The 20,429-nt window shown below is 71.5% G+C and carries 20 protein-coding genes; 13 read left to right on the top strand and 7 right to left on the bottom strand.

All coding sequences use genetic code 11. From position 1 onward, the window contains the following. The 4 genes from QM626_RS06940 to QM626_RS06925 form a co-directional block, all read right to left on the bottom strand. A partial coding sequence (locus QM626_RS06940; RefSeq protein ID WP_415075365.1) for an ABC transporter transmembrane domain-containing protein occupies positions 1–967 on the bottom strand: 967 nt, incomplete at its 3' end. Positions 968–1,130: 163 nt separating this feature from the next. After that, entirely contained in the window at positions 1,131–2,840 is a 1,710-nt protein-coding gene (cydD, locus tag QM626_RS06935) for a thiol reductant ABC exporter subunit CydD (RefSeq protein ID WP_415075363.1), read from the bottom strand. 34 nt (positions 2,841–2,874) lie between these two features. Continuing rightward, positions 2,875–3,906: a cytochrome d ubiquinol oxidase subunit II gene (gene cydB / locus QM626_RS06930; protein WP_415075361.1), complete on the bottom strand. Its 1,032-nt coding sequence runs from the start codon at positions 3,904–3,906 to the stop codon at positions 2,875–2,877. A gap of 9 nt (positions 3,907–3,915) precedes the next feature. After that, positions 3,916–5,361, bottom strand: coding sequence for a cytochrome ubiquinol oxidase subunit I (locus tag QM626_RS06925; protein WP_415075369.1), 1,446 nt, complete (start codon positions 5,359–5,361; stop codon positions 3,916–3,918). Between the two features lie 180 nt (positions 5,362–5,541). On the opposite strand from QM626_RS06925, the gene moaA reads away from it, so the two are divergent. Together moaA and fdhD are read left to right on the top strand one after the other, a co-directional pair. Continuing rightward, complete coding sequence (gene moaA, locus QM626_RS06920) at positions 5,542–6,585, top strand: GTP 3',8-cyclase MoaA (RefSeq protein WP_415075367.1); 1,044 nt, start codon at positions 5,542–5,544, stop codon at positions 6,583–6,585. A gap of 2 nt (positions 6,586–6,587) precedes the next feature. Then, positions 6,588–7,445, top strand: coding sequence for a formate dehydrogenase accessory sulfurtransferase FdhD (gene fdhD / locus QM626_RS06915; protein WP_415075359.1), 858 nt, complete (start codon positions 6,588–6,590; stop codon positions 7,443–7,445). A gap of 215 nt (positions 7,446–7,660) precedes the next feature. Here fdhD and QM626_RS06910 read toward each other — a convergent pair whose 3' ends face one another. Beyond that, complete coding sequence (locus tag QM626_RS06910; RefSeq protein WP_415075357.1) at positions 7,661–8,263, bottom strand: helix-turn-helix transcriptional regulator; 603 nt, start codon at positions 8,261–8,263, stop codon at positions 7,661–7,663. A gap of 50 nt (positions 8,264–8,313) precedes the next feature. On the opposite strand from QM626_RS06910, the gene QM626_RS06905 reads away from it, so the two are divergent. The 5 genes from QM626_RS06905 to QM626_RS06885 all read left to right on the top strand — a co-directional run bounded on the left by QM626_RS06905 (position 8,314) and on the right by QM626_RS06885 (position 11,877). Continuing rightward, positions 8,314–9,237, top strand: a complete 924-nt coding sequence (locus tag QM626_RS06905; RefSeq protein ID WP_415075355.1) for a diacylglycerol/lipid kinase family protein — start codon at positions 8,314–8,316, stop codon at positions 9,235–9,237. Between the two features lie 2 nt (positions 9,238–9,239). Beyond that, the gene (locus tag QM626_RS06900) at positions 9,240–9,968 is read left to right on the top strand and encodes a DUF1361 domain-containing protein (protein ID WP_415075353.1); all 729 of its coding nucleotides are present in this window, start codon (positions 9,240–9,242) and stop codon (positions 9,966–9,968) included. Between the two features lie 93 nt (positions 9,969–10,061). Then, positions 10,062–10,322 (top strand): DUF6458 family protein, encoded by a 261-nt coding sequence (locus QM626_RS06895; RefSeq protein WP_415075351.1) that lies wholly within the window; start codon positions 10,062–10,064, stop codon positions 10,320–10,322. A 172-nt stretch (positions 10,323–10,494) separates the two neighbouring features. Next, positions 10,495–11,553 carry a phosphogluconate dehydrogenase (NAD(+)-dependent, decarboxylating) gene (gnd, locus tag QM626_RS06890; RefSeq protein WP_415075349.1) on the top strand — a complete coding sequence of 353 codons (1,059 nt, stop codon included), beginning with the start codon at positions 10,495–10,497 and terminating at the stop codon, positions 11,551–11,553. A 36-nt stretch (positions 11,554–11,589) separates the two neighbouring features. After that, a complete protein-coding gene (locus QM626_RS06885; protein ID WP_415075347.1) occupies positions 11,590–11,877 on the top strand; it encodes a metal-sensitive transcriptional regulator in 288 nt (95 codons plus the stop codon). 91 nt (positions 11,878–11,968) lie between these two features. On the opposite strand, the gene QM626_RS06880 is transcribed toward QM626_RS06885, so the two are convergent. Next, complete coding sequence (locus QM626_RS06880) at positions 11,969–13,297, bottom strand: FxLYD domain-containing protein (protein WP_415075345.1); 1,329 nt, start codon at positions 13,295–13,297, stop codon at positions 11,969–11,971. A 331-nt stretch (positions 13,298–13,628) separates the two neighbouring features. Between QM626_RS06880 and QM626_RS06875 the strand changes: the two genes are divergently transcribed. The 4 genes from QM626_RS06875 (at position 13,629) to QM626_RS06860 (ending at position 17,297) form a co-directional block, all read left to right on the top strand. Beyond that, positions 13,629–14,201 (top strand): PadR family transcriptional regulator, encoded by a 573-nt coding sequence (locus tag QM626_RS06875; RefSeq protein ID WP_415075343.1) that lies wholly within the window; start codon positions 13,629–13,631, stop codon positions 14,199–14,201. A 5-nt stretch (positions 14,202–14,206) separates the two neighbouring features. After that, positions 14,207–15,919, top strand: coding sequence for an ABC1 kinase family protein (locus QM626_RS06870; RefSeq protein WP_415075341.1), 1,713 nt, complete (start codon positions 14,207–14,209; stop codon positions 15,917–15,919). Positions 15,920–15,950: 31 nt separating this feature from the next. After that, positions 15,951–16,325, top strand: a complete 375-nt coding sequence (locus QM626_RS06865; protein ID WP_415075339.1) for a DUF1801 domain-containing protein — start codon at positions 15,951–15,953, stop codon at positions 16,323–16,325. Positions 16,326–16,403: 78 nt separating this feature from the next. Then, positions 16,404–17,297 carry a siderophore-interacting protein gene (locus QM626_RS06860; protein WP_415075337.1) on the top strand — a complete coding sequence of 298 codons (894 nt, stop codon included), beginning with the start codon at positions 16,404–16,406 and terminating at the stop codon, positions 17,295–17,297. A 21-nt stretch (positions 17,298–17,318) separates the two neighbouring features. Here the strand turns inward: QM626_RS06860 and QM626_RS06855 are convergent, their stop codons facing one another. Continuing rightward, entirely contained in the window at positions 17,319–18,680 is a 1,362-nt protein-coding gene (locus tag QM626_RS06855) for an NtaA/DmoA family FMN-dependent monooxygenase (protein ID WP_415075335.1), read from the bottom strand. An 80-nt stretch (positions 18,681–18,760) separates the two neighbouring features. Here QM626_RS06855 and QM626_RS06850 point away from each other — a divergent pair, with 80 nt between their 5' ends. Together QM626_RS06850 and add are read left to right on the top strand one after the other, a co-directional pair. Next, positions 18,761–19,288, top strand: coding sequence for a helix-turn-helix domain-containing protein (locus tag QM626_RS06850; RefSeq protein ID WP_415075333.1), 528 nt, complete (start codon positions 18,761–18,763; stop codon positions 19,286–19,288). 12 nt (positions 19,289–19,300) lie between these two features. Continuing rightward, on the top strand, positions 19,301–20,341 hold the full coding sequence (gene add, locus QM626_RS06845) for an adenosine deaminase (protein ID WP_415075331.1): 1,041 nt from the start codon (positions 19,301–19,303) through the stop codon (positions 20,339–20,341). Positions 20,342–20,429: the final 88 nt, after the last annotated feature.

Here is a 20,429-nt window from a genome sequence, read left to right as displayed (position 1 = left end):
GCGGCAGCCCGTCCGGGACGCCGTCCGGCACCGTCGCCGCGACCCGCTCCGCCGCCGACCGCACCTGCCGCCACGACGCGAGCGCCAGCGGCACCGGGCCGAACACCTCGAACACCGCCATCGGCAGCAGCACCACCACGGCGAGCGCCGGACCGGTGAACCCGCCCTGTCCGAGCCCGGGGATCGCGACCACGAGCGCCGCGAACGAGGCGACGCCGGCCAGCAGCGACACCGCGCCGCTCGTGAGCGCCTGCGCGAGGGCGCGGCGCACCGTCGCCCGGCGCAGCGCCTCGTCGGCCGCGCGCACGCGGGCGTGCGCGGCATCCGTCGCCTCGAACGCGGTCAGCACGTCGAGCGAGACGAACTCGTCCAGCAGGGCGTCGGCGAGTCGCGACCGGAGCGGCGCGAGCTGCCGCTCCGCGCGGGCGCCGGCGACCCAGCCCAGCCACACCGACAGCGCGAACGCGATGATCAGGCACACGAGCAGGGCGAGCGCGGCGAGCGGCTGCAGGAAGGCGGCGAACACGACGCTCGAAAGCGCAGCGAGTCCCGCGATCGCCAGCGGCATCACGACCCGCAGCGGCAGGTTCTGCAGCTCGTCCACGTCGTCGACCAGGCGTGAGAGCAGGGCACCGCGGCGTGCGGTGCCGAGGCCGTCGGGTGCGAGCGGCACGATCCGGCGCACCATCCCGGCGCGCACCGTCGCGAGCTGGCCGAGAGCGGCGTCGTGGCTCGTGAGCCGCTCCAGGTAGCGGAACGTGCCGCGCCCCAGCGCGAAGGCGCGCACCGCGACGACGACCGCCGCGATGTACATCTCGTCCGGCTGCTCCGCGGCGCGGGTGATGAGCCAGCCGCTGGCGGCGAGCAGCGCGATGGCGCTGACGGCCGTGCCCAGGCCCGAGCCGATCGCGGGCCAGAACCGCCGCAGCGGCGGCTGCGCCTGGCGCAGGACCTCTGCTGTCCTCATCCGAGCGCCTCCCGTGCAGCGGTTCCCGCTCCGCGCCGGCCCCGCCATCCGCGCGAGCCCCGCCATCCGCGCCGACCCCGCCTGGCATGTCCCACTTCGGCGCGGTATGAGTGCGCCATACCGCGCCGAAGTGGGACATCATGCGCGCCAAAGTGGGACATGGTCATGAGGGCGATCCCAGGGGCAGGCTCAGGGGCAGCGTCACGATGCGGTCGGCGATGGCGCGGGCGGTCGTGCGATGCGAGACCAGCAGCACGCCGGCGCCCGCGTCGGCCTCGGCGCGCAGCATCCGCCACAGCCCCGCCTCGGTCCCCGCGTCGAGCGCGCTCGAGGGCTCGTCCAGGGCCAGGACGCGGGCGCGCCCGCGCCGCAGCCGATACAGCGCCCGCGCGACCGCGACCCGCTGCGCCTGCCCGCCGGAGACGCCCGCGCCGAGGCCACCGAGCTCGAGGTCCGCGGGGACGTCGACCAGCGCATCGGCCAGGCACTCCTCGACGAGCTGCGCATCGTGCGCCGCGTCGCCCAGAGCGACGTTGTCCGCGACCGTCCCGCTCATGAGCCCCGGCCGCTGCCCGGCCCAGGCGAGCACGCGGCGGGCGTCGGATGCCGGCGCGCCCGCGACCGTGATGTCGCCCTCGGCATCCGCGAACCCCAGCAGTGCCGCGATCACGCTCGACTTCCCGGCACCGCTCGGGCCCTCCAGCAGCACGACCTCGCCCGCCCGCACCTCCAGGTCCACCGGCCCGATCGTGCGCTCACCGCGGGGGACGCGCAGCCCGCGCACCCGCACGACCGGTTCGTCTCCGTCGTCGTGCACGCCGGGTGCGCTCGGACGTGCAGTCTCACGGAGCGGAACGGAGGGGACGGACGCGGGCAGCGCGGCCGCGGCATCCAGCGTCTGGAAGATCTCGTCGGTCGCCGCGACGCCCTCCGCGGCGGCGTGGAACTGCACGCCCACCTGCCGCAGCGGCAGATACGCCTCAGGCGCGAGCAGCAGCACGAACAGCCCCGCCAGCAGCGCCATCTCGCCGTCGAGCAGCCGGAACCCGATCGTGACCGCCACGATCGCGACCGAGATCGAGGCGAGGAACTCCAGCGCGAACCCGGACAGGAACGACACGCGCAGCACCGCCATCGTCTCGCGCTTGTAGTCGCGGGTGACACGCTCCATGGTGTCTGCGGCGCGATGCTGCCGGCCGAAGACCTTCAGCGTCGACAGGCCCGCCACGGTGTCCGAGAAACGCGCGGCCAGAGTGTGCAGCGCCTGGAACTGCCTGCGCTGCACCGCCTGGGTCGCGAGACCTATCAGCACCATGAACACGGGGATCAACGGCAGCGTCAGGATGACGATGAGCCCCGACAACGGGTCGGCCACGAGGATGACCACCACCAGCGCCGGCATCGTGATCGCCGTCGCCACGAGCTGGGGCAGGTACCGGCCGAAGTAGGCGTCCAGGGCCTCGAGCCCGTGCCCGGCGGTGACCGCCAGCGCAGCGCTGTTGCGCGTGGACAGCCACGCCGGCCCGAGCCGTTCGACCGCGCGCAGCAGCCCGTCGCGCAGCTGCAGCGACGAGCGGGCCGCTCCCGCGGCGCTCGTGCGCTCGCCGAGGGCGATCAGCCCGCCGCGCAGCAGCGCGAGCCCGACGCCGACGGCGATCCAGGACACGAGCGAGGCGACCGGGTCACCGCCGATCGCTCCCACCAGCGCGCGCGTGAGGGTCCACGCGAAGCCGACCGTGACGGCCGTCTGCGCCAGCACGATGCCGGCGGTGATGACGAGATAGCCGCGGGACGCCGACGCGTGCCGCAGCAGCCGCAGATCGATCGGACCGCTGCGACGGCGCGCGGGCGCGGTCACGGCATCCGATGTCACCCCTCGATCTTGCCAGGTGCCCTCGCGGGCGAGCTCAGTGCGCGTTCGCGGCCGCCTTCTCGATGTGCGAGCGGGACACGCGCCGGCGGAAGACCCAGTACGTCCAGCCCTGGTACAGCAGCACGAGCGGCAGGAACACCAGCGCCGCCCAGCTCATGATCGTCAGCGTGTAGCCGGTGCTGGACGCGTTCTCGATCGTGAGGCTGTAAGCCGGATCGGTCGTGGACGGCATCACGTAGGGGAACAGCGCCGTCCACAGCGCGAGCACGGCGAACACGATCGTGACGGCGCCCGCGGCGAACGCCCAGCCGTCACGGCGCAGCCAGTTCGCCACGACCGACGCCAGCAGCGCGACCGTGGCGACCGTGCCGCACGCGATCGTCAGCCACAGCAGGGGCGCGTCGCGGCCGGCCGCGATCGCGACGGTCCACACCACGGTGCCCGCGGCGAAGACCACGGTCGGCAGGGCCAGGATGCGGGCGAGCCGCTGCGCCGAGGACTGCATCTGCCCGTCGGTCTTGATGGCGATGAAGTACACGCCGTGCAGGAAGAACAGCAGCAGCGTGGTGGCGCCCACCCACAGCCCGTACGGGTTGAGCAGCGTCAGCAGCGACCCCGTGAAGTTCATGTCGGCGTCGATCGGCACGCCCTGCACGATGTTGCCGACGGCGACGCCCCACAGGAGCGCCGGCAGCACGGATCCGACGACGATCATCGTGTCGAACCCCTTCTTCCAGCGCAGCGAGTCGCGCTGGTGGCGATACTCGAAGGAGACGCCCCGCAGGATCAGTGCGAGCAGGATCACGAGCAGCGCCAGGTAGAAGCCGCTGAACAGCGTGGCGTACCAGTTCGGGAACGACGCGAACAGACACGCCCCGGCGACGATCAGCCAGGTCTCGTTGAGGTCCCAGACCGGACCGATCGTGTTGATCAGCTGCCGGCGCGCGATGTCGTCCTTGCCGAGGAAGGGGAGGGACATCCCCACCCCGAAGTCGAACCCGTCGAGCACGAAGTATCCGACGAACAGGATGCCGACGATGAAGAACCAGAGGTGTGCGAGATCCATGATGCGCTCCTAGTACACCGTCGTCAGGACGTTCTGCCCGGCATCGTCGGATGCCGCATCCGGATCGGGTATGGGCTCGGGGCCCTTCTTCGCCGCCTTGCGGATCAGTCCGAACTCGACCACGGCGAGCGCGGCGTAGATCGCCGTGAACGCGAACAGCGAGATCAGCACGTTCCAGCCGGGAACGTTGGGGGAGACGCCGTCCTGCGTCAGCATCAGGCCGAACACGATCCACGGCTGCCGGCCCATCTCGGTGAAGACCCAGCCGACGAGGTTGCCGAGCAGCGGCAGCGGGGCCGACCAGATCAGCACCCGCCAGAACCACCGTGGCACGGCGCGCGTCGCCTTCCTGCGGGTCAGCCACAGCCCGACCACCGAGATCGCCGTGGCGATCCCGCCGAAGCCGATCATCCAGCGGAACGACCAGTACGTCACCCAGATCGTGGGCGCGAAGTCGCCGCCCTGCTCGGAGAGCTGCGCCGCCAGGTCCGGCCACCGCTCGCTGTACTGCGCGTTCAGGTCGTTGATGCCCTCGACGCAGCCGTCCAGCGTGTGCGTCGACAGGAACGAGAGCAGGTACGGCACCCGCAGCGACCAGATCTCGCTCGAGCCGTCGGGCGTGCCGATCGAGAAGAGCGAGAACGAGGCGTCCGCCCCGCACTCCTCGTCGTACATGGCCTCGGCGGCGGCCATCTTCATGGGCTGGGTCTGCTCCATCACCAGGCCCAGCTGGTCGCCTGCGACCGCGACCCCGGCGAACGTGATGATCATCGTCCACATGCCGAACCGCAGCGCGGGCCGCATCACGTCGACGTGCTGCGTGCGCACCAGGTGCCAGGCGGCGACGGCGATGACGACGGCCGCCGCGAACATGAGCGCGGCGAAGATCGTGTGCGGGAAGGTGGCGAGCACCACCTTGTTGGTCAGCACCGCCCAGAAGTCGGTGAGCTCGGCGCGGCTGCCGTCCTCGCTCATCGTGTAGCCGACCGGGTTCTGCATGAACGCGTTCGCGGCGAGGATGAAGTACGCCGACAGGGTCGCGCCGATCCAGGCCATCCAGATGGTCGCGAGGTGCACGCGCTTGCTGAGGCGGTCCCAGCCGAAGATCCACAGCCCGAGGAACGTCGCCTCGAAGAAGAACGCGAGCAGTCCCTCGAAGGCGAGCGGGGCGCCGAAGATGTCGCCGACGAACCTGGAGTAGGCGGACCAGTTCATGCCGAACTGGAACTCCTGCACGATGCCGGTGACCACGCCCATCGCGAAGTTGATGAGGAAGATCTTCCCGAACAGCCGGGTCAGCTGCAGCCACTTGGCGTTCCCGGTGCGCACCCAGGTGGTCTGGAAGATCGCGACGACGAGGCCCATGCCGATCGTGAGCGGCACGAACAGGTAGTGGTACAGGGTCGTCAGACCGAACTGCCACCTGGCGAGCAGCTCCGGGTCGAGGAGGTCCATGGCCGTGCCCTTCTCCGCGTCGGCCACGATGCACCGACCCTCAGCCGGGAAACCCGACACGGTTCCTTCAGATTGTCTCAAAGTCCTGCAAGAAAGGCGTGAGCCGGCGGCCGTGAATATTCGGAGCTGCAGGGTGTAGGTCCGGCGTACGCTCGAAGAGTGACGACGGTGATGGTGGGGATGCCGCGCGGCCGCGCCGCGCGTGCAGCCTCCCCGACCGGTGCTCCCGGCGATCCGCTCGTCGACCGCTTCGGCCGCGTCCATCGCGACCTGCGCATCTCCCTGACCGACCGCTGCTCGCTGCGCTGCACGTATTGCATGCCGGAGCAGGGCAACGAGTGGCTCGCGCGCGAGAGCATCCTCACGCTCGACGAGATCGAACGGGTCGCGCGCGTCGCGGCCGCGGACGGCGTCACGACGTTCCGGCTCACCGGCGGCGAGCCGCTGCTGCGACGCGACATCGTCGAGATCGTGCGCCGGCTGGCGGCGATCGAGGGGCCGGACGGGCCGGTGCAGATCGCCATGACGACCAACGGCATCCGGCTGCCCGAGGTGCTGCCGGGTCTCGTGGCGGCGGGCCTGACCCGCCTCAACATCTCCATCGACACGCTGCGGCCGGCCCGGTTCGCCGAGCTGACCCGGCGCGACCGGCTGTCCGAGGTGCTCGACGGCATCGCGGCGGCCACCGCATCCGGGCTCACCCCGCTCAAGCTCAACGCCGTCGCGATGCGCGGCGTCAACGACGACGAGCTGGTGGACCTCGTCGAGTTCGCGGTGGCTCATGGCGCGCAGATGCGCTTCATCGAGCAGATGCCGCTGGATGCCGGTCACACCTGGGACCGCGCGCGCATGGTCACGCGGGAGGAGATCCTCGACGCGCTGTCCTCCCGCTGGGCGCTCAAGCCGGTGCCCGGTCGCGGCGGCGCGCCGGCCGAGCGGTGGCGGCTGGACGGCGGACCGCACACCGTCGGGGTGATCGCCTCGGTCACCGCCCCCTTCTGCGGCGACTGCGACCGTGTCCGGCTGACCGCGGACGGGCAGCTGCGCAACTGCCTGTTCTCGACGAGCGAGTTCGACCTCGTGCCCGTCCTCCGCGGCGGCGGGGATGCCGCCGACGTCGACCGTGTGCTGCGCGCGTGCATCGCGGGCAAGCTCCCCGGCCACGCGATCGACGACCCCGGCTTCCTGCAGCCGGCGCGCGGCATGAACGCGATCGGAGGCTGACGGTGGGACGCATCACCGCCCGGCGCCCGGTCATGCGGATCCGGCTGGGCGAGGAGACGCACCGGCGACCCGACACGCTCGCCGTCGAGGAGCCGCTGGAGATCCGCGTGGCCGGCACGCCGCTGGCGGTGACGATGCGCACGCCCGGGAACGACGTGGAGCTGGCGGCCGGGTTCCTCGTCTCGGAGGGCGTCATCTCGCACGGCGGCGAGTTCCTCGGTGCGATCCACTGCGGCGGGCCCGGCACCGGCGGCGTCGAGAACACCTACAACGTCCTCGACGTCACGCTCGCGCCCGGCGTCGCGCTGCCGGGCCCCGACCTGACCCGCAACTTCTACACGACGAGCTCGTGCGGGCTGTGCGGCAAGGCGTCCATCGAGGCGGTCGAGACGGTGTCGGCGTACGACGTGTCCGCCGACGACGTGACGGTGGACGCCGCATCCCTCGCCGTCTTCCCCGATCGACTGCGCGCCGAGCAGGCGGTGTTCGAGGCGACCGGCGGCCTGCACGCCGCCGCCCTGTTCGACGCCGACACCGGTGAGATGCTCGTGCTGCGGGAGGACGTCGGCCGTCACAACGCGGTGGACAAGGTCGTCGGCTGGGCGGCGCTGCACCAGCGGCTGCCGCTGCGGCGCACCGTGCTGCAGGTGTCGGGACGGGCGAGCTTCGAGCTGGTGCAGAAGGCGGTCATGGCCGGCATCCCGGTGCTGGCGGCGGTGTCCGCGCCGTCGTCGCTCGCGGTCGAGCTGGCCGCGGCATCCGGTCTCACCCTCGTGGGCTTCCTGCGAGGGTCGTCGATGAACGTCTACGCGGGCTTCGAGCGCGTGCTGGTCCCGGCCGCGACGCGCGGGCCCGTCTGAGCCCGCCGTCCGGCTGCCGACGCTCGGTCGCGCGGGGAGGCCCGTGTGGTACGCGCAACAGCCCGTGTCCCGGGCGCAAAAGACAGGACGTCCGGGCTCTTGCGCCGTGACACGCCGTGATGGGCACGTCGCAGCGGCATCCGTCCTGAGTTCTGATCCGCGATCCTCCCGCGCCCTGTGGGAGCCCCGCCCGCGCGGGCGGGCGGCGCGCGGGGTCAGCGCGCGAGGCGCACGACGCAGTGCGCCGGATCGCACGAGGGCGCCATGCCCTCGACGCGCAGCGGACCGCCCGCCTGGGCGAGCACGCCGGCCATGAGGCCCAGGTGCACCTGGCACAGCAGCTCCCGCGCCGCGGGATCGGACTCCGCATGCGGGCACGGTGTGAGGTCGACGGTCAGCGCTCCCTCGTCCACGAGCGGGTCGAAGCCGGCATCGCCGAGGTCGTCCGTCAGGGCGTCGAGCTGGTGCACCGCATCCGTCGACAGGGCCGTGTCCGCCGCATCGGTCCAGGGCATGATCCGACGCATCAGGTCGCCGCGCGCCGCCGCCTCGCGGGCCTTGCGCACCGCGACCGGGCTCACCCCGGCGGACGCCGCGGAGTACAGCACCCGCGGGCGTCCCCGCGTCGTGCGGTGCTCGGTCTCCGCGACCACGTACCCGCCGTCGATCAGCCGCTGCAGGTGCTCGCGCACCGTGTTCGCGTGCAGCGACGTCGCGTCGCACAGCTCCGCGACCGTGCGCTGCGGCCGCTCCTGCAACAGGTGCAGCAGGCGCACGCGCGAGTAGCTCGAGATCGCACTGTACGTGGGCCGGGACACGGATCCATTATCGGCGCCCGTACGGCGAAGAGCCAGGCAGGATGGACGGCATGACGCACACGCAGGTCGGCATCGTGTTCAACCCCAGCAAGATCGAGCGGTCGGCGTTGGAGACGGCGTGGGCGGACGCCGACGACCAGGCCCCGGCGACCTGGTTCGAGACGACCCCCGACGACCCGGGGCAGGGGCCGGCCCGGGACGCGTTGGCGGCGGGGTGCGACCTGGTGATCGTCGCCGGCGGCGACGGCACCGTGCGCGCGGTCGCCGAGGTGCTCGCCGGCACGGGTGTGGCGCTCGGCATCGTGCCGCGGGGCACCGGCAATCTGCTGGCGCGCAACCTCGGAGTGCCGCTGACCGGCCCGAAGGCGGCGCTGAAGCGCATCGCCGAGGCCGAGCCGCGTCCGATCGACGTCGGCTGGATCGAGGCCGACGGCGCGGAGCGGCAGGCCTTCGTGGTCATGGTGGGGATCGGGCTGGACGCCCACATGCTCGCCGAGACCGACGACGACCTGAAATCGAAGGCCGGCTGGCTCGCGTACGTCGAGGCCCTGGGGCGCGCGCTCGCCGCATCCGAGGTGATCGACCTGACGATCGGGATCGACGGCGGGCAGGCGCAGGACGTGAAGGCCCACACCGTGCTGGTCGGGAACTGCGGGGCGCTGCAGGGCGGGGTGACGCTGCTGCCGGACGCCGCCCCCGACGACGGCGTGCTCGACGTGCTCGCGATCAGCTCGGAGGGCGTCGTGCAGTGGGCCGACACGCTGCGCTCGATGGTGTGGGAGAACGGCATCCTGCGCCTGTTCGCCCGCGACAAGAAGGCGACGAGCACCGACACCGTCGAGCACGCCCAGGCCCGTGAGGTGCGTGTCGAGCTGCCGGAGCCGCGCGCTTTCGAGATCGACGGCGAGGAGGCCGGCGAGGTGCGGGCGTTCACCGCGACGATCGAGGCGGGCGCCCTGCTGGTGCGGGCGTAGTCATGGCGCTCGTGGTCGCCGTCGTCGCGGTCGTGCTGTTGAACGTCTACGCCGCGACGCTCGTGTGGCTGCGATCGTCCGTCTACGGCGTGCGCCTGTACCGCCCGATGCTGTCGAACATCGGCTTGTCGGCGGTGCCCGTGTTCGCCGCCGTGCTGGCGGTCGCCGGGCTGATCGTGCTCAGTCCAGTGGTCACGGTGGCGGCGTCCCTCTCGACCGGCCTGTCGGCCGGGATCCTCTGGACCTACCTCGTCGTCGGGACGCTGCTGTGGCTCCTGTTCTTCCCGAACTCGATCTACCTCATCACCGAGCTGAACTTCAGCCACCGCAAGGACGGCGATCCGGTGCCGCTGTGGTTCGACATCGTCCAGACGCTGACCCTGAGCCTGTCGGGTATCGCGAACGCCGTGCTGAGCCTCGCCGTCGTGCAGACGGGAGAGGTGCTGATCATCGCCGATGCGAACCACACCGGCGCACCGCCGGCCGGCAGTTGGGCGTTCGCCGCCGCCGTCATCGTGCTCGGCGCGATCGGCGTCTACCTCGGCCGATACCTGCGGTTCAACAGCTGGGACGTGAAGCACCCGGTCGGGATGCTCCGCAAGCTCGCCACGCACCTGCGGCAGCGGGGCAGGGCGCTCGAGGCCGGCGGATTCGTGCTCACCCACGCCGTGCTGATCGCGCTCGTGTACGTGCCGCTGTATCTGCTCGCGTGGGGCGCGCTGCTCGGGTGATCGCCTCGCTGTCAACCCCCGGACGAGCAATCGGGTCCACCTGGCAGCATCGCGCATGGCCGGCGCATCGTGCGCACCGGGGAGGAGATCGAGATGAGCATCGGAGCGGGCATCGCGCTGATCGTGATCGGGGCGATCCTGGCGTTCGCCGTGAACGTCGACGTGCAGTGGGTCGACCTCGACCTGATCGGGTACATCCTGATCGGTGCGGGGGTGGTGGTCGCGATCGTCGGCGTCGTCCTGCTCGCGCGCAAGCGCACGAGCACGTCGGTGACGCGGACGTCGGTCGATCCGGCCGGGCAGCAGCGCGTGACCGAGCAGCGGTCGACGAGCATCGACGATCCGCAGGTCTGACCGGGCCTAGACTGCCGCCGGGCGCCGCATTGCGCGCCTGGCATGCCCCGTCTAGGGCGTCGCGCACCGAGCATGTCCCAGTTTGGCGCGGTATCGCGAGCCGATACCGCGCCAAACTGGGACATCATGCGCGCCGAACTGGGACATGGTCACGAGGCTGGAGGGAGCAGGCATGCAACTGGCGATGGTGGGTCTCGGGCGGATGGGCGCGAACATCGTGCGCCGGCTGCAGAAGTCCGGCCACGACTGCGTCGTATACGACGTGAACGCGGATGCCGTGGCGGCTCTGGCCGCCGAGGGCGCGACGGGCGCGGATTCCTACGCCGACCTCGCGCGCCGGCTCAGCGCGCCTCGCGTGGTGTGGCTCATGATCCCGGCCGGCCTGACCGGACAGGTCGTCGAGCAGGTCGCCGCGGTGCTGGAGCCGGGCGATGTGATCATCGACGGCGGCAACTCCAACTACCGGGACGACGTGCGGCGGGCGGCGGCGCTGCGCCCTGGCGGCATCCACTACGTCGACATCGGCACGAGCGGCGGAGTGTTCGGCCTCGAGCGGGGATACTGCCTCATGGTCGGCGGCCCGGACGAGGCGGTCGCGCTCATCGACCCGATCCTGCGCACGATCGCCCCCGGCGCGGGCGAGGCCCCGCGCACGCCGGGTCGCACCGGGGAGCTCGCGCCGGAGGAGCTGGGCTACCTGCACTGCGGCCCGAGCGGGGCCGGGCACTTCGTGAAGATGGTGCACAACGGCATCGAGTACGGCGTGATGGCGGCGCTCGCCGAAGGGCTGAACATCCTCGAGCACGCGGATGCCGGAGTGCGCGAGGCCTCGCACTCGGCCGAGGTCGCGCCGCTGGAGGACCCCGAGTTCTACCAGTTCGACATCGACGTGCCCAAGGTGGCCGAGGTGTGGCGGCGGGGCTCGGTCATCTCGTCGTGGCTGCTGGACCTGACCGCTGCGGCGCTCGAGCAGAACCCGACGCTCGACGGTCTCGCCGGACGTGTCTCCGACTCCGGTGAAGGACGCTGGACCGTCAAGGCCGCGGTCGACGTCGGGGTGCCCGCACCGGTGCTGGCGGCATCCCTGTTCGAGCGCTTCGCCTCACGCGGCGAGGACCACTACGCCAACCAGCTGCTCTCGGCCATGCGATTGCAGTTCGGCGGCCACCAGGAGCTGCCCGCCGGCGACCGGCTCGAGGCCGGCGTCGAGAAGTCGGACGCCGCCGGCTGACGCCGAGCCCATACCCCTCCGGGGTACCATGGGGGGATGGAGGGTCACGGATACGGCGCGGACAAGGTGGCGCTCGCGCGGCGGATGAGCCGGGTCGAGGGGCAGGTGCGAGGCATCGCGAAGATGATCGACGACGACCGCTACTGCATCGACATCCTCACCCAGGTCTCGGCGGTGACGAAGGCGCTCGAGTCCGTGGCGCTGACCCTGCTGGAGGATCATCTCGCTCATTGCGTCGCCGGCGCGATCGCCGAAGGCGGCGACGGCGCGGAGGCGAAGGTCAAGGAGGCCGCCGACGCGGTGCGGCGGCTGGTCCGGTCCTGATCGGCCGGGCGACCCTTCCGTGAGCCGGCGGAACGTGCGTCGCGCCCCGCCCGTGCGGACACGGGCGGGGCGCGATCGGGAACGGGCCGGGCTATAGCGCGCCGTAGGCCTCGAACGTGGTGTCCGAGGGGAACGACTGGTAGAAGTCGACTTCGAAGTCGACGCTTCCCCCCGCGGGCAGCGTGTCGGCGTACGTCCACGCGCCGCCGATGATGTTGCCGCTGGCGTCACGCGCCACGACCGTGATCAGGGGCAGGGACTGGTCCTGATCGAAGTCGCCGCTGAGCGTGCCGGTGACCGTGGCGCTGTAGCCGTCGTCGGTGGCTTCCAGATTGTCGAAGGTGAGCGTCCCGGTGTCCTCCAGCGGCGCGACCTCGGCCTCGTCTGCGGTCGGGCCGCTGACGTACAGGTCGTCGACGACGGCGTCGCCGACGTCGAGGAACCAGCCGCTGATGGCGGTCTGACCCGACAGGATCGTCAGGTAGTTCGAGTCGCTGTCGAGCGTGGCGCCGCTGGCGTCCAGGGCCTCGACGTCGATCTCGGCATACGAGTAGACGTAGTCGTCGTTGGGGTTGTCCAGGATGATGACGTACCACCAGGTGCCGTCCGACGCGTCCTGGCCGAACACCGCCTCATCGATGACGAGATCCTCCGCGTCGCTCGCGACGTCGCCGCCGGAGTCGGACTGGCTGCCGCCACCCAGGCCGTCGTCGATCGCATCGTTCACCGCGTTCTGAGCCATGAGCCCGAGCGATGCGACGAACAGGACGGCCGAGACGATCCAGCCGAGCACCGCTACGACGACCGCGGCGATCGCGAGGGGCTTCCCGCCCTGACGCTTGCTGATCAGCGCGATCAGGCCGAACACGAAGCCCACCAGCAGCAGCAGTCCCGCCACGATGAACAGCGCGAGCACGGGGAGGAACCCGGTCGGCCAGAGAACGATCTGCAGGATGGCGAGGATGATGCCCAGCGCCGCGGCGGCGATCGCGATGATCGCGAAGATCATCGGCCGGCTGCCCGCGGGCGGACCCGCGGGACCGGGGTAGGTCGGCGGGACGCCGTATCCCGGGGGAGCCGCAGCGGGCGGCGGCGCATACACCGGCGGGGCCGGAGCGTATTGCGGCTGGGTCGGCGCGGTGGGTGCGGTGGGCGCGTATGCCGGCTGAGGAGCGGCCGCCGGCGGCGCATATGCGGGTTCCGGTGCGGAGTACTCCGGCTGAGCCGCAGCGGGCTCGGGTGCCGTGTAGGCGGGCGGCTCCGCAGCGGGTGGTTCCGGCGCTGCGGCCGGCGGGGTGTAGGCCGCAGGCGCGCTGGCCGGCTCGAGCGTCGTGTTCGCCGGGACGGACTCGTCGGCGGACGCCGGCGAGGTCGGCACCTCCTCGGGCTTCGTCGGATCGGATGACGTGGGATCGGACACGGGGGACTCCTTTCAGGAACCGACGCCGTGCCGGCTCCTCTCCCCGTGGACGCCGCCCGCCGGCTCGGTGCCGACGGATGGTGCAGCGCCTCCTACAGCGGTTCCCTGAAGCCGACCCAGGTGCCGGTTAAGCGGAGTCTATGACCCGCGCGCGTCGGCGCACCAGATTTCGGCTCCCATGCCGCACGGCCGTCTCGGATGTGGCATGATCCGCTCCACCGCGATGATACGGCGACCGTCCGAGTTCCTGAGAGGTCGTCGAGCAGTCTTCCCGAACGATACTGAACGATATATCGTTGAGTATCGTTCGACAGACTTCGAGGAGGACATCATGAGCGGTGCGTTCGAGGACGGATTCGGAGGCGCGTTCCGGGGGTTCGGCCAGAGCGCCGGTCGCGCGGGCGCGGGCATGTGGGAGGCGATGGAGCATCTGCGCTCCGCCTTCGAGCAGCGCGTCGGCTCGCGGATGGGCCGGGGCGACGTCCGCAGCGCGGTGCTGGCGCTGCTGGCCGAGCAGCCGATGCACGGCTACCAGATCATCCATGAGATCGCCGAGCGCAGCGGCGGCGCGTGGAAGCCGAGCGCCGGGTCGGTGTATCCCACGCTGCAGCTGCTGGCCGACGAAGGCCTCATCGAGGCGGCCGAAGCGGGCGGCCGCAAGACGTACTCGCTGACCGAGGCCGGCCGGGCCGAGGCCGCCGCGGACGCCGATGGGTCGGCACCGTGGGAGGCGACCGGGTGGGGCGGCAGCGGCCGGGCGAGCGCGCTGCCGAAGGCCGGCGTCGAACTGGCGCAGGCTGCCGCGCAGGTGGCCCGCTCCGGCAACGCCGAGCAGGTGCAGGAGGCCGTCACCGTGCTCGACGAGGCGCGCCGTCGCCTGTACGCGATCCTCGCGCAGGACTGATCCGCGTGGCCGCGGCGACAGCCGCTGCGAGCCCGCCGGGACCGGCGGCGCCCGCCGTCGACACCCGGGCTCGCACGCGCCGCATCCTCCGGTTCGCGGCACGCGTGCTGGTCTCGACGTGGTGGTTCGACCTCGCGTTGCCCCGTCTCGGCTTCGCACGGCTGTCCGAGCGGGGTCGGGAGGCACGGGTGCGGAAGATCGCTCGGCGCTTCCACCGGCTCGCCACCGACCTCGGCGGCCTGATGATCAAGGTCGGGCAGTTCATGTCGTCGCGGCTCGACGTGCTGCCGCCCGAGATCACGGCGGAGCTCGCAGGACTGCAGGACGAGGTGCCGGCGGCATCCTTCGACCGGGTGCGGCTGCTCGCCGAGGCCGAGCTCGGGATGCCGCTGGCCCGCGCCTACGCATGGTTCGACGAGGCGCCGGTCGCGGCGGCCTCTCTCGGCCAGGCGCATCGTGCGCGGCTTCCGGGGTCGCTGGCCGATGACGCCGGGTTCGCCGACGTCGTGGTGAAGGTGCAGCGGCCGGGCATCGAGGACGTCGTCGCCGCAGATCTCGCGGCGCTGCGGCGCGTCGGCCGGTGGCTCAGCCGCATCCGGGTCGTGGCCTCACGGGTGGATGCGCCGGCGCTCGTGGAGGAGTTCGCCGTCACCTGTCGGGAGGAGATCGACTACCTGCATGAGGCGGCGAACGCCGAGCGGTTCGCGGCGCAGTTCGCGGGGGATCCGCGCGTGACGACGCCGCTGGTCGAGTGGGAGCGCACGACCCGGCGGGTGCTCACGCTGTCGGACGTGACGGCGATCAAGGCGAACGACGTCGACGCGTTGCGGCAGGCGGGAATCGACCCCGCCGAGGTCGCGTCGACGTTCGCGCGGATCATGTTCGAGCAGCTGTTCACGCACGGCTTCTTCCACGCCGACCCGCATCCGGGGAACGTCTTCGTCACCCCCGGCGCCGAGGGATGGCGCGTCACGTTCGTCGACTTCGGGATGATGGGCGAGGTGCCCGACCGGCTGCGCGCGGGCCTGCGGAAGGTGCTCATAGCGGTGGCGGCACGCGACGGCGTCGGCCTCGTCGCCGGCATCCAGGAGATCGGCGTGCTGCTGCCCTCGGCGGACACCGCGGATCTCGAACGGGCGATGACGAAGCTGTTCGCCCGGTTCGGCGGGATGGGGTTCGCCCAGCTGCGGGAGGTGGACCCGCGGGAGTTCCGGGACTTCGCCGACGAGTTCGGAGACGTGATGCGGGAGCTGCCGTTCCAGCTGCCCGAGAACTTCCTGCTCATCGTGCGGGCGATCTCGCTCACGTCCGGGCTGTGCAGCGCGCTGGATCCGCAGTTCAACGTGTGGAGCGCCGTGGAGCCGTTCGCCGCCCAGCTGCTGCGCGACGAGGGGCGGCATGCGGTCCGCGACGCCGTGTCGCAGGCCGCGGCGGTGGCCGGCGCGACGTGGCGGCTGCCGCAGCGGATCGAGTCGGTGATCACGCGGATCGAGGACGGCCGGATGAAGGTCGACCTGTCTGCCATGGAGCGCCGGCTCGCGCACCTGGAGCGCTTCGCCGCGCGCATCCTCGGGGCCCTCCTGTTCGCCGCGCTGCTCGTCGCCGGCGTCCTGCTGCAGACGACGCATCCCGTGTTCGGCGTGGTGCTGATGGCCGTGTCGGCGCTGCCGCTGCTCTACGCGTTGTTCGCGGGGGCGCGGCGGCGCGGTCCTCCCTAGAATCCGAGGGGCGACGACAGGGGCACCGAGGATGGCGACGACGGAGGTGAGCGCGCTGATCGCGGCGCGGCAGCATCCACTCGCCGCCGCGATCGAGCAGATCCGGGCGGTCCTGCTCGCCGAGCCCGGCGTGACCGAGAACGTCAAGTGGAACTCGCCGAACTTCGCCGTCGCCGACGATTTCGCGACCCTGCAGCTGCACCGCGACAACGTCGTGCGGCTCGTGCTGCACACCGGCGCGAGGTCGAAGCCGCGGCATCCGCGGATCGCGATCGATGATCTGCCGTCTTGCGCGCGCAGGGCCGATCGGAACCGGCTCGTGCTCACCTACACCGCGTCGTTGACGGACGCCGACGCGGCGGCCCTCGGACGCCTCGTGCACGAGTGGGTGACGCAGCTCCAGTAGCCGCGCGAGCGGCGGCGCGAATGCCTAGCTGAACCGTTCCGTCGCGTCGGCTCGATGCATGTCCCCTAGCATGGAGGGATGTCAGATGCTCAGGATCTCGGTGGACGCGGCGGTTTCGGAGGAGGACGGGGTGGTGGCGGCGGACGCCCGCAGCGCGGCATCCAGCGCCTGTTCGAGGTGGTGCGCAGCGAACGCATCGCACCCCAGCTGGTCCGTCTGCACCTGACCGGGGACGACTTCGACGCCTTCGTCGAGAACGCCGGCCGGGAGAAGCTCGCGCTGACCGACAAGTACGTCAAGTTCCTGTTCGCGCGGCCCGAGCTGGGTCTCGAGCCCCCGTACGACCTGGAGGCGCTCCGGGCGCAGCTCGCCCCGGGCGACCTGCCGGTGCGTCGCACCTATACGATCCGCTCGATCGACTTCGACGCCAAGACCATCGCCGTCGACTTCGTCGTGCACGGCGACGAGGGCCTCGCCGGCCCATGGGCGCTGCGCGCCCGGCCGGGCGACAAGGTGGTGTTCTCAGGCCCGGGCGCCCGGTACCACCCGGACCAGGGCGACGACGTGACGCACGTCATCATCGCCGACGACTCGGCGATCCCCGCCGCGGCAGCGGCGATCGATGCGCTGCCACCGGCCGCGAAGGGGATCGCCCTGATCGAGGTCCCGGACGAGAACGGACACGTCGAGCTGAACGCCCCGGCCGGCCTCGAGGTGCGGTGGATCCATCGCGACGGCGCTCCCTACGGCGTGCCGCTCGCCGAGGCCGTCGAGGCGCTGGAGCGCCCGGCGGGCGCGATCGACGCGTTCGCGCACGGCGAGCGCGAGGCGGTCAAGCGCATCGGCGCGGTGCTCCACGGCGTGTGGGGCATCGACCGCCAGGAGATGTCGATCTCGGCGTACTGGGCGTACGGCCGCACCGAGGACGGCTTCCAGGAGGAGAAGCGCAGCCCGGTGGGCCAGATCCTCTGACGGGCTCTCGGGTCCGAGCGGCTATCGCGTCCGGTAGGCGGCGCCCGGGTGCGTGTCGGGGAGACGGGGCCCGCCGCCGACGATCCGCTCGCGCATCGTGCCGCCGCGGGGCTCGGCCGGCAGCATCCCGCGCTCGCGCAGCAGCGGGAACACACGGTCGATGATGTCGCGGTAGGTCGCGATGCCGCCGTAGGTGTACTCGATGAGGAAGCCGTCGACGTCGCTGCGGTCGACAAAGTCCTGGAGCTGGTCGGCGACGCTCTGCGGCGTGCCGGTGAGACGCGGGCCGCCGATCGAGGTGGTGATGCGCTGCAGGATCTCGCGGATCGTGGGGCTCTCGTCGCCCTGCTGGAACAGCCCCAGCATCGACTGCCCCACTTCGGTGGTCACGTCGGCGAGGGTGGCCTCGAGCGGGAACCGCATGAGATCGACGCCGCTCCAGCCCAGGTAGAGCGCGGCCGCCGCTTCGACCGACGGCGTGGCGTCGAGCTCGGCGCGCAGCCTCGCGGCCTCCTCCTCGGTGTCGCCCACGATGATCGACACCGCGTCGATGACCTTGATGTCGGCCGCGGCACGGCCGTTCGCGACGGCCCGTGCGCGCAGGTCGGCGACCACGGCCGCCGCGACGTCCGGATCGCGGTCCTGGATGAAGACGCACTCGGCGAACCGCGCCGCGAAGGCGCGGCCCGCGGACGACGTGCCCGCCTGCAGCAGCAGCGGTGTGCGCTGCGGGCTGGGGATGGCGGGGAAGAAGCCGTCGTAGCGGAAGTACTCGCCCTCGTGGCGGATGCGGTGCACCTTGGCCGGGTCCGCATAGGTGCGCGTCGTCTTGTCGTACACGACCGCGTCGTCGTCCCATGCGCCCTCCCACAGCTGCAGGTTCAGCTCGACGAACTCGGTAGCCCGGCGATACCGCTCGTCGTGCGGGGTGACGGCGGGCAGTCCGAGCAGGCGGGTGAGGGCGACCTGGTTGTCGCTCGTGACGATGTTCCACGCGATGCGTCCTCCGGTGAGGTGGTCGAGGGAGGTGTAGGTGCGCGCGTTCAGATAGGGCTGCTGCGAGGTGGTGGACGCCGTGACCACGAAGCCGAGCCGGTCGACCGTCGCCGCCAGTCCGCTGACGAGCGTCATCGGGTCGTGGGCCGGCACCTGCACGGCCTCACGCACGACGGCCTCGGGGATGTCGTCACCGCTCATCGGGTAGCCGAGGGCCTCCGCGAGGAACAGGAAGTCGAAGCCGCCGGCCTCGAGCTCGCGGGCGAGGTCCTGCCAGTAGCGGAGGGTCGCGAAGTCCTTCGTGGCGCCCTTCGGGTGGTGCCAGGCGTTGCTGATGAAGTTGGGTGTGAACTCCTCGAACGCGCCGAGGACGATCTGCTTGGTCACGGGTGCTCCCGTCGGGGATTGATAACTCGGAAGAATCATCTGTAAGATAACCCGCAGTTATCGAAAGGTGCAACACGACGATGACGGACGAGATCCAGCGGTCGATCGGCGCAGCCGTGCGCGCCACGCGGGCGGAACGGGGAGAGTCGATGCGCACGGTGGCCGAGCGCGCGGGCATCTCGCAGCCGATGCTGTCGAAGGTCGAGAACGCGCAGATCCTGCCGAGCCTGACGACCGTGTACGGCTTGGCCGCCGCGCTCGAGGTGCCCGCGGCGTCCCTTCTCCCCGCGGTCGGCGGCGCGGGCGAACCGCTGCACTTCGTCGTCGACGAGCCCGGCCCGGCGCCGACGGCCCAGCTGCTCTCGGGCGGAGCCGGGGCGTCGTTCCACGTCTACGTCATCACCGGGCGCGCAGGGGACGACGACGGCCGGGACTTCCAGCATCCGGGTCAGGAGTTCGTCTACGTCGTCTCGGGCGTCGCGCACCTGCGGCGCGGCGACCAGGTCGACCGTGTCGCCGCGGGGGAGAGCATCACGTACGACGGCGCCGTCGCACACCGCTGGTCGGTGCTCGAGGACGCCCGCTATCTGCTCGTCTCCACCAGCTGAAAGGACCGCGCCGTGCTGAGCGACACCGAATTCCTCCGCCTGCTGCCGAAGGCCGAGCTGCACTGCCACTTCATCGCGACCATGCGCGTCACGACGCTGCAGGAGCTGACCGGCAAGCACGGCATCCCGCTGCGCACGGACGACCTCGACGAACTGCTCGACTACGAGGGGCTGCCCGACTTCCTCGATGTGTTCCACGCCGCACAGCAGGCGATGCGAGACCCGGCCGACATCTCGCGCGTCGCGTACGAAGGCGTGGTGGATGCCGTCCGCGCCGGCAATCTGCGCTACCGCGAGTACTTCGTCAACCCGGACAACTTCGCAGAGCTCGGGGTCGACTATCCGACGCTCATCGATGCCCTCGTCGACGGATTCGACCGGGCCGAGCGGGAGCTCGGCGTCGGGTACCGGCTGATCGCCGCGATCAACCGCTCGCTCGGCCCTGAGACCGCGGTCGCCATGGTCGAGACGGTGATCGCGCACCCGCATCCCGCGGTCGTCGGCATCGGACAGGACTATCTCACGCCCGAGCTCACCGAGGATCCGCTGCGGTTCCGCGACGCGTACCAGCTGGCCGAGCGGCACGGGCTGCGCTTGACCGCGCACGTCGGCGAGACGATCGGCGCGAGCCCGCGGAACGTGCGTGACGCGATCGAGGTGCTGCACGTCGAGCGCATCGACCACGGCTACCGGGTCGTCGACGACCCGGAGGCGCTCGCGGCCGCGCGCGACGCAGGCGTCGCGTTCACCTGCACACCGCACTCGACGCACGAGCTCTCGGCCTGGGAGCTCGAGCCGGATCACCGCATCGCGCAGATGGTGCGAGCGGGCCTGCGCGTGACGATCGCGACCGACGACGCGGTGTTCTTCAAGACCGACATCGGCCGCGAGTACACGGTCGCCCTCGCGCAGATGGGCGTGGGGATCGAGGATGCTGCGCGCATCGCCCGCGCCGGGTTCGAGGCCGCATGGTGCGACGAGGCGACCAAGACGCGCCTGCTCGCCGACGCGGATGGGCTCATCGCGGCGCTGACCGCCGCGCGCGAGGGCTGAGGCGCCGCTGGTCTTCGGCCCGCGCCCGTCGGGGGTCAGAACTCAGGACATTCGGCGGTCTCCGCGCCCGCATCCTCGTGATTCCGCG

This window comes from Microbacterium sp. (assembly GCF_047606385.1).
In the GTDB taxonomy this organism is placed as follows: Bacteria; Actinomycetota; Actinomycetes; order Actinomycetales; family Microbacteriaceae; genus Microbacterium.
Note: the sequence above shows the minus strand (reverse complement) of the source record. Positions and strands in the feature narration are given on the sequence as shown.